At 65.4% G+C, this 13332-nt stretch carries 10 protein-coding genes; 6 read left to right on the top strand and 4 right to left on the bottom strand.

From position 1 onward, the window contains the following. The first annotated feature begins 307 nt into the window (after positions 1–307). The 6 genes from ltnD to J5M73_RS21310 all read left to right on the top strand — a co-directional run bounded on the left by ltnD (position 308) and on the right by J5M73_RS21310 (position 7186). Complete coding sequence (ltnD, locus tag J5M73_RS21335) at positions 308–1213, top strand: L-threonate dehydrogenase (protein ID WP_060843417.1); 906 nt, start codon at positions 308–310, stop codon at positions 1211–1213. A gap of 10 nt (positions 1214–1223) precedes the next feature. Then, a complete protein-coding gene (gene otnK / locus J5M73_RS21330) occupies positions 1224–2516 on the top strand; it encodes a 3-oxo-tetronate kinase (protein WP_060839011.1) in 1293 nt (430 codons plus the stop codon). Continuing rightward, positions 2513–3151 (top strand): aldolase, encoded by a 639-nt coding sequence (locus tag J5M73_RS21325; RefSeq protein ID WP_102864543.1) that lies wholly within the window; start codon positions 2513–2515, stop codon positions 3149–3151. The genes otnK and J5M73_RS21325 overlap by 4 nt, the downstream gene beginning before the upstream one ends. Before the next feature lie 177 nt (positions 3152–3328). After that, complete coding sequence (locus J5M73_RS21320) at positions 3329–4792, top strand: SLC13 family permease (RefSeq protein WP_102864544.1); 1464 nt, start codon at positions 3329–3331, stop codon at positions 4790–4792. A 21-nt stretch (positions 4793–4813) separates the two neighbouring features. Continuing rightward, positions 4814–5611 carry a 2-oxo-tetronate isomerase gene (otnI, locus tag J5M73_RS21315; protein ID WP_102864545.1) on the top strand — a complete coding sequence of 266 codons (798 nt, stop codon included), beginning with the start codon at positions 4814–4816 and terminating at the stop codon, positions 5609–5611. A 507-nt stretch (positions 5612–6118) separates the two neighbouring features. Further along, complete coding sequence (locus tag J5M73_RS21310; RefSeq protein WP_102864546.1) at positions 6119–7186, top strand: alpha/beta fold hydrolase; 1068 nt, start codon at positions 6119–6121, stop codon at positions 7184–7186. 352 nt (positions 7187–7538) lie between these two features. On the opposite strand, the gene J5M73_RS21305 is transcribed toward J5M73_RS21310, so the two are convergent. From J5M73_RS21305 to J5M73_RS21290, 4 genes are all read right to left on the bottom strand, one after another. After that, positions 7539–8351 carry a DeoR/GlpR family DNA-binding transcription regulator gene (locus tag J5M73_RS21305; RefSeq protein WP_102864547.1) on the bottom strand — a complete coding sequence of 271 codons (813 nt, stop codon included), beginning with the start codon at positions 8349–8351 and terminating at the stop codon, positions 7539–7541. Between the two features lie 122 nt (positions 8352–8473). Next, the gene (locus J5M73_RS21300) at positions 8474–9214 is read right to left on the bottom strand and encodes a transporter substrate-binding domain-containing protein (RefSeq protein WP_102864548.1); all 741 of its coding nucleotides are present in this window, start codon (positions 9212–9214) and stop codon (positions 8474–8476) included. A gap of 74 nt (positions 9215–9288) precedes the next feature. After that, positions 9289–10872 carry a hypothetical protein gene (locus J5M73_RS21295; RefSeq protein WP_207816090.1) on the bottom strand — a complete coding sequence of 528 codons (1584 nt, stop codon included), beginning with the start codon at positions 10870–10872 and terminating at the stop codon, positions 9289–9291. Further along, positions 10869–13332, bottom strand: a 2464-nt coding sequence (locus tag J5M73_RS21290) for a hypothetical protein (RefSeq protein WP_207816089.1), incomplete at its 5' end; no start/stop codon positions are given. The genes J5M73_RS21290 and J5M73_RS21295, both read right to left, overlap by 4 nt.

Genomic DNA, 13332 nt, shown 5'->3' with positions numbered 1-13332 from the left:
TGTTAAAAAATGTTAGATTGAAAAATATCTTCACATAATCCGTTCATTGGTGGATGATCGTTCACAGCCAACGCTCAACCTGATAACAACAGCAACAGGATGGCCATGATGATCGCTTCGCTCCTGCCTCTCTCGGCACCGGTTCACGGTGCCATGCACCTTCCGGGCTTGCCGTCTGGCGCTGCGCCTGTTGCCGCTCTCTGTGTTGCATTTGCCGGACCTGCAATCCGGATTTCCCTGTCCTGCCCGGTTCTTGCCTGGCGCCTGTCCGGCGCGGCACAGTCCTGGTCTATTTCTGGAGTCCCCCATGAATAACAACAATGTCGGTGTCATCGGTCTTGGCGCCATGGGCCTGGGCATCGCCCGGTCGTTGCTGCGCAGCGGTTTCAAGGTGCACGCCTGTGACGTGCGTGCCGCGGTCACCGAGCAGTTCGCCGCTGAAGGCGGCGTGGCCTGCGCCTCGGCCGCGCAGTTGGCGGAGCAGTGCGAGGTAATCATCACCGTGGTGGTCAATGCCGAGCAGACCGAGAGCGTGCTGTTTGGCGAGGGCGGGGCGGTGGCGGCATTGCGCCCCGGCAGCCTGGTGATCGGTTGCGCCACTGTGGCCCCGACCTACGCCGTGGACCTGGGCCAGCGCCTGGAGGCCCTGGGCTTGCTCTATCTGGATGCACCGATTTCCGGGGGCGCGGCCAAGGCCGCCGCCGGCGAGATGACCATGATGACCTCCGGCCCGGCCGGCGCTTACGCCAAGGCCGAGGCGATCCTTGCGGGCATGGCCGGCAAGGTCTACCGCCTGGGGGATGCCCATGGCCTGGGCTCCAAGGTCAAGATCATCAACCAGTTGCTGGCCGGGGTGCACATTGCCGCCTCCGCCGAAGCCATGGCCCTGGGCCTGCGCGAAGGGGTGGACGCCGATGCCCTGTACGAGGTGATCACCCACAGCGCCGGCAACTCGTGGATGTTCGAGAACCGCGTGCCGCATATCCTCAAGGCCGACTACACGCCACTGTCCGCAGTGGACATCTTCGTCAAGGACCTGGGCCTGGTGCTGGATACCGCTCGGGCCAGCAAGTTCCCGCTGCCGCTGTCGGCCACCGCGCACCAGATGTTCATGCAGGCTTCCAGCGCCGGTTTCGGCCGCGAGGATGACTCGGCGGTGATCAAGATCTTCCCGGGCATTGAGCTGCCCGTGGCCAAGCCTGATGCCGTTTGAGGAGCCTGTGATGACGACTTCCACTCCACGCCCGTTGCTGGGTTGCATCGCCGATGACTTCACCGGCGCCACCGACCTGGCCAACATGCTGGTGCGCGGCGGCATGCGCACGGTGCAGAGCATTGGCATTCCCAGCGCCGAAGTGGCCGCCGGCCTGGACGCCGACGCCGTGGTGATCGCCCTGAAGTCCCGCACCACCCCGGTGGGCGAGGCGGTGGCCGAATCCCTGGCGGCGCTGCACTGGCTGCGCGAGCAGGGCTGCGAACAGATCTTCTTCAAGTACTGCTCGACCTTCGACTCCACCGCGGCGGGCAATATCGGTCAGGTCAGCGAGGCCTTGCTCAAGGCCCTGGGCAGCGATTTCACCCTGGCTTGCCCGGCGTTTCCGGAGAACGGCCGGACGATTTTCCGTGGCCATCTGTTTGTCCAGGACCAGTTGCTCAATGAATCGGGCATGCAGCATCACCCGCTGACGCCGATGACCGACGCCAACCTGGTGCGGGTGCTGCAAGCGCAGACTGTGCTGCCGGTGGGCCTGCTGCGTTACGACAGCGTCGCCCAGGGCGTGGACGCGGTGCGGGCGAAGATCGCCGAACTGCGGGGCAAGGGCGTCGCCATGGCGATTGCCGATGCGCTGTCCGATGCCGACCTCTACACCCTCGGCGCCGCCTGCGCCGACCTGCCACTGTTGACCGGCGGTTCCGGGCTGGCCCTGGGCCTGCCGGAGAACTTCCGCCGCGCCGGCAAGCTGCGGGACCTGGACGCCGCGAGCCTGCCGCCGGTGGCCGGTGGCGAAGTGGTGCTGGCCGGCAGTGCCTCGGCAGCGACCAATGCCCAGGTCGACGCCTGGCTGGAAGCCGAGCGCCCAGCCCTACGCATCGACCCCCTGGCCCTGGCGGCCGGTGAACCGGTGGTGGCCCAGGCCCTGGCTTTTGTCCAGGCCCAGCAGGACACCGTGCTGATCTACGCCACCAGCACCCCCGAGCAGGTCAAGGCGGTGCAGCGGCAATTGGGCGTCGAGCGCGCCGGGGCCCTGGTGGAGAACGCCCTGGGCGAGATCGCCCGCGGCCTGCGGGATAACGGCGTGCGGCGCTTCGTGGTGGCCGGCGGCGAAACCTCCGGAGCGGTGGTCAAGGCCCTGGGCGTGCGTCTGCTGCAGATCGGTGCACAGATCGACCCCGGAGTGCCGGCCACGGTCAGCAGCGGCGGCGAGCCCCTGGCCCTGGCCCTGAAGTCCGGCAACTTCGGCGGTCGCGACTTTTTCAGCAAGGCCCTGGGCCAACTGGCCGGAGGTCAGCCATGAGCCGGGAAAACGCTCTGCGCGAAGAAATCTGCGACGTCGGCCGCAGCCTCTATCAGCGCGGCTACACCGTGGGCAGCGCCGGCAACATCAGCGCGCGGCTCGACGATGGCTGGCTGATCACCCCCACCGATGTCTGCCTGGGGCGCCTCGATCCGGCGGCCATCGCCAAGGTCAACCTGGCGGGGGAGTGGGTCAGCGGCGACAAGCCGTCCAAGACCCTGGCCCTGCATCGCCAGGTGTATGACCGCAATCCGGGGGTGGGCGGGGTGGTGCACACCCATTCCACCCATCTGGTGGCATTGACCCTGGCCGGGGTCTGGAGCGACGACGACATCCTGCCGCCGCTGACCCCGTATCAGGTGATGAAGGTCGGGCACATTCCACTGATCGGCTACCAGCGTCCGGGTTCGCCCAAGGTCGCCGAGCAGGTGGCGCAACTGGCCAACCGGGTGCGCGGGGTGATGCTCGAACGCCTGGGCCCGGTGGTCTGGGAAAGCAGCGTGTCCAAGGCCAGCTATGCCCTGGAGGAGCTGGAGGAAACCGCGCGCCTGTGGCTCATGAGCCAGCCGCGTCCTGAGCCTCTGGATCAACACGCCCTGGACGAACTGCGGGACGCTTTCGGCACCGCCTGGTAATCACTGACAACGCTTCACGGCAAGCGCCCCCGGGAGCGCCATCGGGCTCTCGTGGGGAGCGGCTTGCCGGTAAAAAACAATAACAACAGGACTTCCCGAGATGAATGACTGCATTGGCTTTACGGGTTCCAGCGTCACCTGCAACACCTGCCAACCACTGGGTGGAGGGCTTGCCCAATGAGCCCGCTGATTCTGATGATCACCGCCGGGGCCGGTATCGCCCTGTTGCTGTTTCTGGTGCTCAAGTACAAGTTCCAGCCCTTTGTCGCGCTGATGCTGGTGAGCATCCTGGTGGCGCTGGTGGCCGGGGTGAAACCGGCGGAACTGGTGGCCACCATCGAAGGCGGCATGGGCAAGACCCTTGGCCACATCGCCATCATCATTGCCCTGGGCGCCATGATCGGCCGCATCATCGAACTGTCCGGCGGTGCCGAGGCCCTGGCCAAGACCCTGATCGAGCGCTTCGGCAACCGCCGCACGCCCCTGGCCCTGACCATCGCCGGCTTCATCATCGGCGTGCCGGTGTTTTTCGAGGTCGGGGTGATCATCCTCATGCCCCTGGCCTACGGCGTGGCCCGCAGTGCGCGCAAGCCGCTGCTGGTATTCGCCTTGCCGATGTGTGCCGCCTTGCTCACCGTGCATGCCTTCCTGCCGCCCCATCCGGGCGCGGTGGCCGCGGCCAGCCAGCTGGGGGCGGACCTGGGCCGGGTGCTGATGTTCGGCCTGCCGCTGACCGCGCTGCTGTGCTATGTCGGCTACCGCGTGGCGGGGCGCATGACCCGGCGCAACTACCCGATGACCGACGATATCCGCGCCGAAGTCTATGGCCCGCATGTCACCAATGAAGACCTGGCAGCCTGGAACAGTGGCGCCGAGCAATCGGCCAGCCCGCAAGCACTGGCGGCCGTGGCCCATATGGGCCTGGAGGAATCCACCGGCACTCTGGCGGCGAAACTGCCGCCGGCGCCGCCACCGGGTTTCGGCCTGATCGTCAGCCTGATCCTGCTGCCTATCGTGTTGATCCTGCTGGGCACCCTGGCCACGTCCTTGCTGCCTCTGGAATCCACCCTGCGCGGGGTCTTGACCGTGCTCGGTGCGCCGCTGGTGGCGCTGCTGCTGGACACCTTGCTCTGTGCCTGGCTGCTGGGTTCGCGCCGTGGCTGGAGCCGCAGCCAGGTCTCCGACGTGATCGGCTCGGCGCTGCCCGGGGTGGCCATGGTGATCCTGATTGCCGGGGCCGGCGGGGTGTTCGGCAAGGTCCTGGTGGACACCGGGATCGGCGCGGTGGTCTCCGACTTGTTGCGCACCACCGGGCTGCCGGTCCTGGCCCTGGGCTTCTTGCTGACCATGCTGCTGCGCGCCGTGCAAGGCTCCACCACCGTGGCCCTGGTGACCACGGCGGGCATCATCGCGCCGCTGATCGCCACCCTTAACCTGAGCCCCAACCACATGGCCCTGCTGTGCCTGGCCATGGGTGGTGGCGGGCTGGCCATGTCCCACATCAATGACGCCGGGTACTGGATCTTCACCAAGCTGGCCGGGCTCAACGTCGCCGATGGCCTGCGCACCTGGACCGTGATTACCACCTTGCTCGGCACCTTGGGGTTCTGTATTACCCTGCTGATCTGGCCGTTTGTCTGACCCTTTGTCCCAGGAGTTCCCATGCCTCGTTTTGCTGCCAACATCAGCATGCTCTACCCGCAACACGACTTCCTTGAGCGGTTTGCCGCTGCGGCGGCCGATGGTTTCAGCGCGGTGGAATACCTGTTTCCCTACGACTACAGCCCCGCGCAACTGAAACAGCGCCTGGACGATAACGGCCTGCAGCAGGCCCTGTTCAACGCTCCGCCCGGTGACTGGGCGGCGGGGGAGCGCGGCATCGTCTCCCTGCCCGGACGCGAGCAGGAGTTCCGCCAGGGCTTCGACAAGGCCCTGGAGTACGCCGCGGTGCTGGGCAATTCACGGATCCACGTGATGGCTGGCCTGCTGCCGTCGGAACAGGACCGGGCCCGCCATCACGCGGTGTACCTGGAGAACCTGGCCCATGCCACGGCCCAGGCGGCCAAGGTCGGGGTCACCGTGCTGCTGGAGCCGATCAACACCCGGGACATGCCGGGGTTCTTCCTCAATCGCCAGGACCAGGCCCAGGCCCTCTGCAAGGAAGTCGGTGCGGCCAACCTCAAGGTGCAGTTCGACTGCTACCACTGCCAGATCGTCGAAGGCGACCTGGCGGTAAAACTGCGGCGGGATCTGCCGGGCATCGGCCATATCCAGATCGCCGGAGTGCCGGATCGTCACGAGCCGGACCTTGGCGAGTTGAACTATCCCTACCTGTTCCAATTGATGGACGAGCTCGGCTATGACGGCTGGGTCGGTTGCGAATACCGCCCGCGTGGCGACACCTCCGCCGGCCTGCAATGGCTGCGCGACTGGCAGGCGCGCCAAGGCTCGGCGGTGTAGCCGCTACTGCAGGTTGCGCAGGAAAAGGTATCTGGGGAGCGTCGCGCAAGGCCCTGCGGGCATCGCTTTATGTAGCCGCTGCCGAAGGCTGCGAACGAGCCGCAGGCTCGCAGCGATTCCGCGACCGCCGAGGCCCCTGCGGGCCTTCGCGCATCGCTTTATGTAGCCGCTGCCGGAGGCTGCGAACGAGCCGCAGGCTCGCAGCGATTCCCCGGCCGCCGAGGCCCCTGCGGGCCTTCGCGCATCGCTTTATGTAGCCGCTGCCGAAGGCTGCGAACGAGCCGTAGGCTCGCAGCGATTCCGCGACCGCCGAGGCCCCTGCAGGCCTTCGCGCATCGTTTTATGTAGCCGCTGCCGAAGGCTGCGAACGAGCCGTAGGCTCGCAGCGATTCCGCGGCCGCCGAGGCCCCTGCGGTGCCTTGCGCAGCCTGCGGCAGCGGCTACAGAGGGTACGCAGGCCACGAACGGCTTGCGATGATTCGTAGCGATAAACACAGGAGTTTTTTCATGCAGCGTCTTGTCTGCCGGGCCGCGTTCGGCCTGATTCTGTCCCTGGGCGGTATGTCCCTGGCCGCGGCCGCGAGCCTGCCGCCGGCCACCGAGGGCGATTGGGTCGCTCCGCAGTTCACTTTCCACAACGGCGAACAGCTGGCCAACCTGAAACTGCACTACATCACCCTGGGCAACCCCAAGCACCCGGCGATCCTCTATCTGCACGGCACCTATCGGCCGGCCAGCGACCTGCTGAGCAAGGACTTTGGCGGCGAGCTGTTCGGCCCGGGGCAACCTCTGGACGCGAGCAAGTATTACATCATCGCCACCGACGGCATTGGCGTCGGCCAGTCGAGCAAGCCTTCCGATGGCCTGCGCGCGCGGTTTCCCCAGTACAACTACGACGACATGGTCCAGGCCCAGTACCGCTTGGTCACCGAGGGGCTGGGGGTCAAGCACCTGCGGCTGATCATCGGCAATTCCATGGGCGGCATGCAGACCTGGCTCTGGGGCCAGAACTGGCCGCAGATGATGGACGCCCTGGTGCCCATGGCCTCCCAGCCCGGGGAAATGTCCTCGCGCAACTGGATGATGCGCCGCCTGCTGGTGGAGTCGATCAAGCAGGACCCGGCCTGGGACAACGGCAATTACCGGGTCCAACCGCCGTCTCTGCGTCTGGCCAATGCGTTGTTCGCCACTGGCACCAGCGGCGGCACCCTGGCCTATCAGGCCCTGGCGCCGACCCGGGCCCAGGCCGACCAGTTGGTGGATGAACGCCTCAAGGCGCCACAGACCGCCGATGCCAACGACTTCATCTACCAGTGGCAGTCTTCGGCGGACTACAACGCCGCGCCGGGGTTGAGCAAGATCCAGGCGCCGGTGCTGGTGATCAACGCCGCGGACGATGAGCGCAACCCGCCGGAAACCGGCACCCTGCAAGCGGCGCTCAAGCAAGTGAAAGATGCTCGCCTGCTGTTGATTCCCGCCAGCGCCGAAACTCGCGGGCACGGCACCACCGGCATGGCCCGGTTCTATGCTCGTGAGCTGGGGCAGTTCATGGCCGACACCGAGAGAGCCCACTAGGCTCTGTCCCAACAGTGTTGAGACGAAGGTCAGGCAAGGCGAAAACGCTCGAGGAACGGCCGGGGCACGTTCGACTTTACGGGGTGTAGATGAGCCTTCCGATCGGACTCGCGCACGAGACCGTTTTCCACGCAGCATCACCGAGTATCAAGGCTTTTCGTACAAAGCCTAGGGAGGGCTGTTCACTCTTTGTGGCGAGGGAGCCTGCTCATGCCGGGTGGCGCCGCCGCCCCAAACCCGGACGGCGCGACCTTTCGGGGATTGAGGGGCATCAGGCATTGCGTCTGCTGCGCAGATGAGTGGGAGCAAGTTCCCTGGCCACGGATTGCAGGTGTTGGGGGCTATCGCTGGCTCAGGATGGTGCCGGCAGCAGCAATTCCACACCGTGCTTGCGAATGCCGTCCGCCGCTGCGGGGGCCAGGGCCGCGTCGCTGATGATGATGTCGAACTGCTCCAGGTCGGCGATCTTGTACATGCCGAAGGTGCCGTACTTGGAGCTGCTGGCCACCAGCACCACCTGGGTCGCCGATTGCATTGCCACCTGCTTGACCTCGACCTTCAACGCCGAGGGCGTGGTGATGCCCCGGCGCAGGTCCCAGGAACTGGTGGAGATAAAGGCCACGTCCGTGACCACCTGGCGCAGAGTCGCCACTGCCAGCCCGCCAACGCAGGAATGGTTGGAATGGTCCAGCTGCCCACCGGTGTGGATCACTGTCACTTGGGGCGCGTCGAGCAACGCCTGGACCACGCCGAAATCGTTGGTGATCACGGTCATGCCCGACAGCGCCTTGATGTAGGGCACGATCTCCAGGGTGCTGGTGCCGGCATCCAGGTACACCGTCATGTCCGCGTGCAACAGGCCCGCCGCGAGCTTGGCCATGGCCTGCTTCTGCGGCAGTTCCACCACGGCCTTGGATTGATGGCTGGGCTCGCTGTGCAACTGACTGGCGATGCGCACGCCACCGGTCACCGAATGGGCGCGGCCTTCCTGTTCCAGCAGGGCGATATCCCGGCGCACCGTCATGTGCGAGCAGTCGAACATCTCCATCAGCTGATGCACGCTGAGTACCTGATGCTTGCGCAACTGGCGCAGGATCTGCTCGCGGCGCTGTTCCGGAATCATCGGGGCGTTGCTGTCAGTGGCGAGGTCCTTGGGACTGGGCATTGGGGCTCCGGATTGGCGGGTCGGCAACGACAGAAATGGGCTCGTCATAGTAGCGAAACTCGCCGCCGCGGACGAGATTTACTGCCGTTCACAAGTCAGCAAATTCTATCTTGAGGCCGTCGTCAGCAGTCGCTTGAGCAGGCAGTGCGGTCGATATGCCAGCGCTGTTTGAGCCGTTGCAGGCTGCCATCGCGTTTCATCGCCTCCAGGGCCCGCTGCCAGCGGGCGACCCGGGCGGCGTCGACCTTGGGGGAAAAGGCGATGTAGGCGTCCTGGCGCATCAGCGGCATCTGGTAGCTCAACTGATCGAAGGGCATGCCTTCTTCGGCGGCGAAGGTGCTGATGCTCATGGTGTCGGCCACCAGGTATTGCACCCGTCCCAGTCGCAGCAGGCGAATCATGACCTGCGGGCTGTCCACACCCCACAGATTGTCCAGCCCCTGTTGCTTGAGGTAGCGGTAGACCAGCCACTTGCGCGGTACGGCAATCTGTCCCCGGGTCTGGTGCAGGTCGGTGACCGCGCTGTGGTCGCCAGTGCGGGCGTACAGCGCGGTTTCGGTCTGCATCAGCGGCCCCACCCACTGATAGCGCGACTCGCGCTCGGCCGTGCGCAAAATGGTAAACACCGCGGTGTCTTCGGCCTCGCTGGCATCGCGCAAGGCGCGCAACATCGGCCGTTGCTGCACCTGCACCGGATCACCGGTGCGTTGCGCCAGGGCTTGCACCACCTCCACAGCGAAGCCCGTCATGTGCTCGCCCTGCTGAAAGTGCAGCGGCGGGTGGTTGTCGGTCAGCATGCGCAACTCGCCAGCGTGAGCGGTGAGGCTCAACAGCGACAGCATGGTCCCCAGTACCCAGTTCATCGTGTTCCTTGAATAGACAGAAGAGCAGAGCTTAGTACGAGCCCCTACGAGGCGTCGCCAGAAAAAACAAGGCGTCATGGGTCGGCACGCCGATAGAGCCGGGCGTTGGTCTCGTCACACTGACGACACTGCAGCAGCCGGCTTTCCGTCATCAAGGCCAGGGTTGAATACAGCCGGTCTTCGGTCAGTCCGGGTTGCCAGGCCTTGTCGGTACCGGACAGCAGGGACACCAGGCCTTGGTCCTCGAGGCTGATGCGCAGCCTTGGCTTGGCCTCGGTCATGCGGATGGCAGCGATGCCGAAGTGCTGGCTCAGCAGGTTGTTCTCGATCAGGTTGAGGACCAGTTCCGACAGGCTGATCTGTTGTTTGCGCTGCAGTGAGCGAGCCCAGTACTGCAATGACAGCCGCGCCTGGCCCCCCTGGTCCAGATAGGCGCTGTGCCGGGGGCAGGCGCTGAGGTCCTGGGTGATGGCCGCCACCAGAAACAGCAACTGCAAGGCCTCGCCGGCGGCTTGCTCGTCGTGGTTGTCGATGTATCCCAGCAGACGGTCGATGCGCTCGAACAGATCCAGCTCGGCCACTTGCAGCCCCGCCTCCAGCAAGTTCGCGGCCTGCGGGGACAAGGCCCGGTAATGTTCCAGGACCGCTTGCACCGAGCTCTCGGCCCGCAGTGGGATGCAGTCCAGGGACAGCAGTCGGTCGCGCAGTGCCTCACTGCTGTGCAGGCCCTGGGCGATATGCAATTCCATCCAGCCGAACAGGCTTTCAAAGGCCAGGCGCTGGGCCTGGCGCAATTGCAGGACTCGCCACAGTGCCTGGGTCGGGGCCAGTCCGGCCACCTGCTCGGCCGGGAAGTCGGCCAGGGGCAGCAGCGCCATGGCCCGGCGCAGCACCGGCAGGCTGGTTTCGCTGCCCAGCACCTGCAACGTGGCGCGGATCAGGTTGATGGAACACTCGCGGTGGCTGGCCCTGGGGTTTTTCGCCGTTCCCGCCGGTGGGTAGAACTCATCGCGAAAAATCCGTGCTTCCTGGCGGGTTGGCCAATTGCGATCCCACTTCAGATGCACGGCGCCGGCCTGCTTGGCACTGCCCTGCAGGTCTTCGACGCAGATCAGCCACGGATAGAGCGCCAGCGTACGCAAACCTTTATCCAGGGCCCGGGCCAGCGCTTCACCCGCTTCGGTGACGCCGTAGGTGCCGTCGGGTTGCGGCCAGGCCAGGCCCAGGCCGGTGTCAGGCTTGAACGAGGGGCCGTACTGCACCGCATCGAACCAGCTGGGGCCGCGATGCCAGGTCTTGAAGTCCAGGGTGAAAGGGCCGTTGCCGGGCGGGCTGTACTGGCGATTGCCGGCCATGTAGGCACCGTCACCGACCAACTGATGGCTCCAGCCGAACAGCACCTCGATCTTTTCCCTGAAGCGTTGGAAGCGCTGACCCGCGGGCAGTTCGCCCGAGTAGGTCTGGTTGTGCTGATTGAAGATCCATACCGCCCAGCACATCACTGAATACGGACGAATCCATTGGGTACCGTTGTTGATCCCGGGCATGAACTGGTCCATCAGTTCCAGGTTGGCCTGTCGCAGTCCGAGGTAATCCACGCCGCCGCTCTCACGCACGGAGGGGGAGACGAAAAAGGCACGTTGTGGCAATGGGTTCATGGTTCGAGTGACACCATCAGGGCCTGGCAATACTGGCATTGGTTGATGCGGCGTTGTTTCAGGCGAGCAAGGGCTTCGCGCTCCACCGGGGCGTAGCACTGGCGGATGTTGGGGCAACTGCGGATGGTGCGGTGGTTGACCCGGTAGTAACCCGGCCGGGAGCTGTTGGGGGAGTGGATGTGTTGCAGCGCGGTGATCTCTTGCGCAGTGAAACGATCCGCCGGCAGGCGTTGCTGGCGGGCCTGTTGACGATCTTCGATGTAGTGGCTGAGCAACGCCCGCAAGGTACGGGTGTGTTGCACCGCATCCAGGGCCGCCAGGGCCTCGGCCACCCCGTGGTCCACCAGCCGTTGCGCAGGTTCCTGGTTGAACCAGCGTTGTGCTAGGTGCCGGGCCTGGACGAAGTCCACGGGCCCCTGGCCGTAGCGTTCCAGGTACTCATGCAGGGTGGTGGCGTCCAGCGTCCCCAGGGTTGCGGCAGAGGTCAGCCTGCCCGGCAGCGCCAGGGTGGCGGCCAGGCCGTAGACCGCTTCGTCCACCAGTGGGCGATCTTCGGCAGCCAGTTGCGCATGGTCGACGCAGTTGAGCCAGCGCTGGGCAAAATCCCGGGCATTGACCGGCAGGTGCAGGCGACGCAAATAGAAGTCCAGGGCGACATGGCACCAGACATACAGCAGCTGGGCTTTCTTGCGGCTGCTCAGGCCCTTGAGGTTGACCAGACTCTGCAGGGTCTGGTTGAACTCGTTGATCAGGTTGGGAGAGGGCAGCGATTCGAGGTTGGGGTCCGACGCCGGATCGAAGTCGCTGTCCTCTCGACCATCGTCCCGTTCGATGATAGGTGCCGCATCACCGTGCCCCACGGGTCCTTGCCCGGGGTTGGCGTGGTGCAGCAAGCCTGCGATGGCCTGGAGCAACGCCCAACTGCCATCGCGGCCGGTAGCGGCTTTGGCCACGCTCGGCAGCCAGTGGCGAGGGCGCTGGGGCGGCTGTAGCGCAGGCGGCTCAGTGCCGCCTGGCGGGTTGGCGGGCGTCGTGGCGGGCTCAGTGCGTAGCGGTGCATCGGGCTCTTCGGGCAGTTGTTGCGCGTGCAGCACCAGGCAGTTGAGCAGGATCTGCAGGTCGCCCTGGGCCTGGTTGCCCCCCAGCAGTCGGCCAAGAGCCCCGCACAGGCTGCGAATCGGCAGGGGCATGCTCAGGTAGGCGTCAATGCAGACCCAGCCTCGGGCACTTTGTGTCGCGCGCTCCAAGCGCAGTTGCAGCCCCTCGTCCAGTCTGGTGTCCAGGGTCCGCTGCAGCGGCCAGACGAAGCCGCCTTGCGCGGTCAGTTGCAGTGGCGCCGTTTCGAGGACTTCTTCGGCGCACTCCAGGGTCGCCAGCCATTCTCCGGCCAGCGCTTGCTGACCGATCAGCCGGCCTTCCAACTGCTGTTCTTCGTTGAGGCGTGCATAGACGCACAGGGTCGCCTCCTGGTCCTGGCGCTCGAAGGTGTCCGCTTCATAGCGCGGTGCTTCGACGGGCTCCCAGCACTCATCCGTGGCGCTGTCGAGCTTGCGCAGTACCGCCACTTCCACGTTGTCGGTGCTGTCCATGGAGGTCCGGGTGGCATTCACGCTGCCGGTCAGGGTCCAGCTGCCGGCGCCGCGCAACTCCAGCCACTTGGCGTGCAGCCGTCGCTGGTTGTGTTCGACCTTGGGCGTCACCCAGTCGATCTCGACTGGCCAGTCTCTGGTCTGCTCCAGGGGAAAGGAGCAGATGCCGTTGCCTGGAACCCCAACGGTGAGCCGAGGGATGCCCAAGGTCTTGAGCAGATGGCCCAGGGACTGTCCATCACGGCTGTGGAAGGGCGAAAGCAGCAGCAGGCTGTGCCAGCGCCGGCCTGCGGCGCGCTCGATCAATTGCTCGGTGATGGCGGTGTCCAGGGAATGCAGCAGTTCCACCGGCTGCGGTGGGGCCTGATCATGAAACTGCTGGCTGAGGGCCCGGGCCCGTTGAATGAAGGGCAAGAGGGCGCTGTCGTCGGCGATCTGCAGGTGCGGCCGGGTGCAGAGATTTTCCAGGAAGTCGGCGAAGTCGGCGAAAGCCCCCGGCTGCTCCCCGGCGCTGAGGACTTCCAGTACCTCGACATTGCCGCCGTGGCCGCCAAAGGTCAGGTTGCCGCTACCGACCATCAGCAGGTCCTGGTCCTCGCCGCGCAGGTAGGTGATCTTCGGGTGGAAAATGCCGTCTTTGACCCGTACCGGAATCAAGGCGTAATCCTTGCCCACATGCCGCGCCCGCAATTCCATCATTGAGGCGCGGTAACCCTGGATATCCACCAGCAGGGTGACTTTTTCACAGCCGGCTTCGCGCAGTCGAGGCAGCACGTAGCTTTCGAAGTAGGTCAGGCTCAGGGCATAGGTGGTGAACAGTGCCTCTTTCCACGGGCCGTTTTCGATGAAGTGCAGTGGCGACGGTCCGTTC

This window comes from Pseudomonas sp. 50_B, assembly GCF_017491625.1.
GTDB classification, from domain to species: domain Bacteria; phylum Pseudomonadota; class Gammaproteobacteria; order Pseudomonadales; family Pseudomonadaceae; genus Aquipseudomonas; species Aquipseudomonas danubii.
The sequence above is the reverse complement of the archived record's forward strand: the minus strand, read 5'-3'. Positions and strand labels throughout refer to the sequence as shown.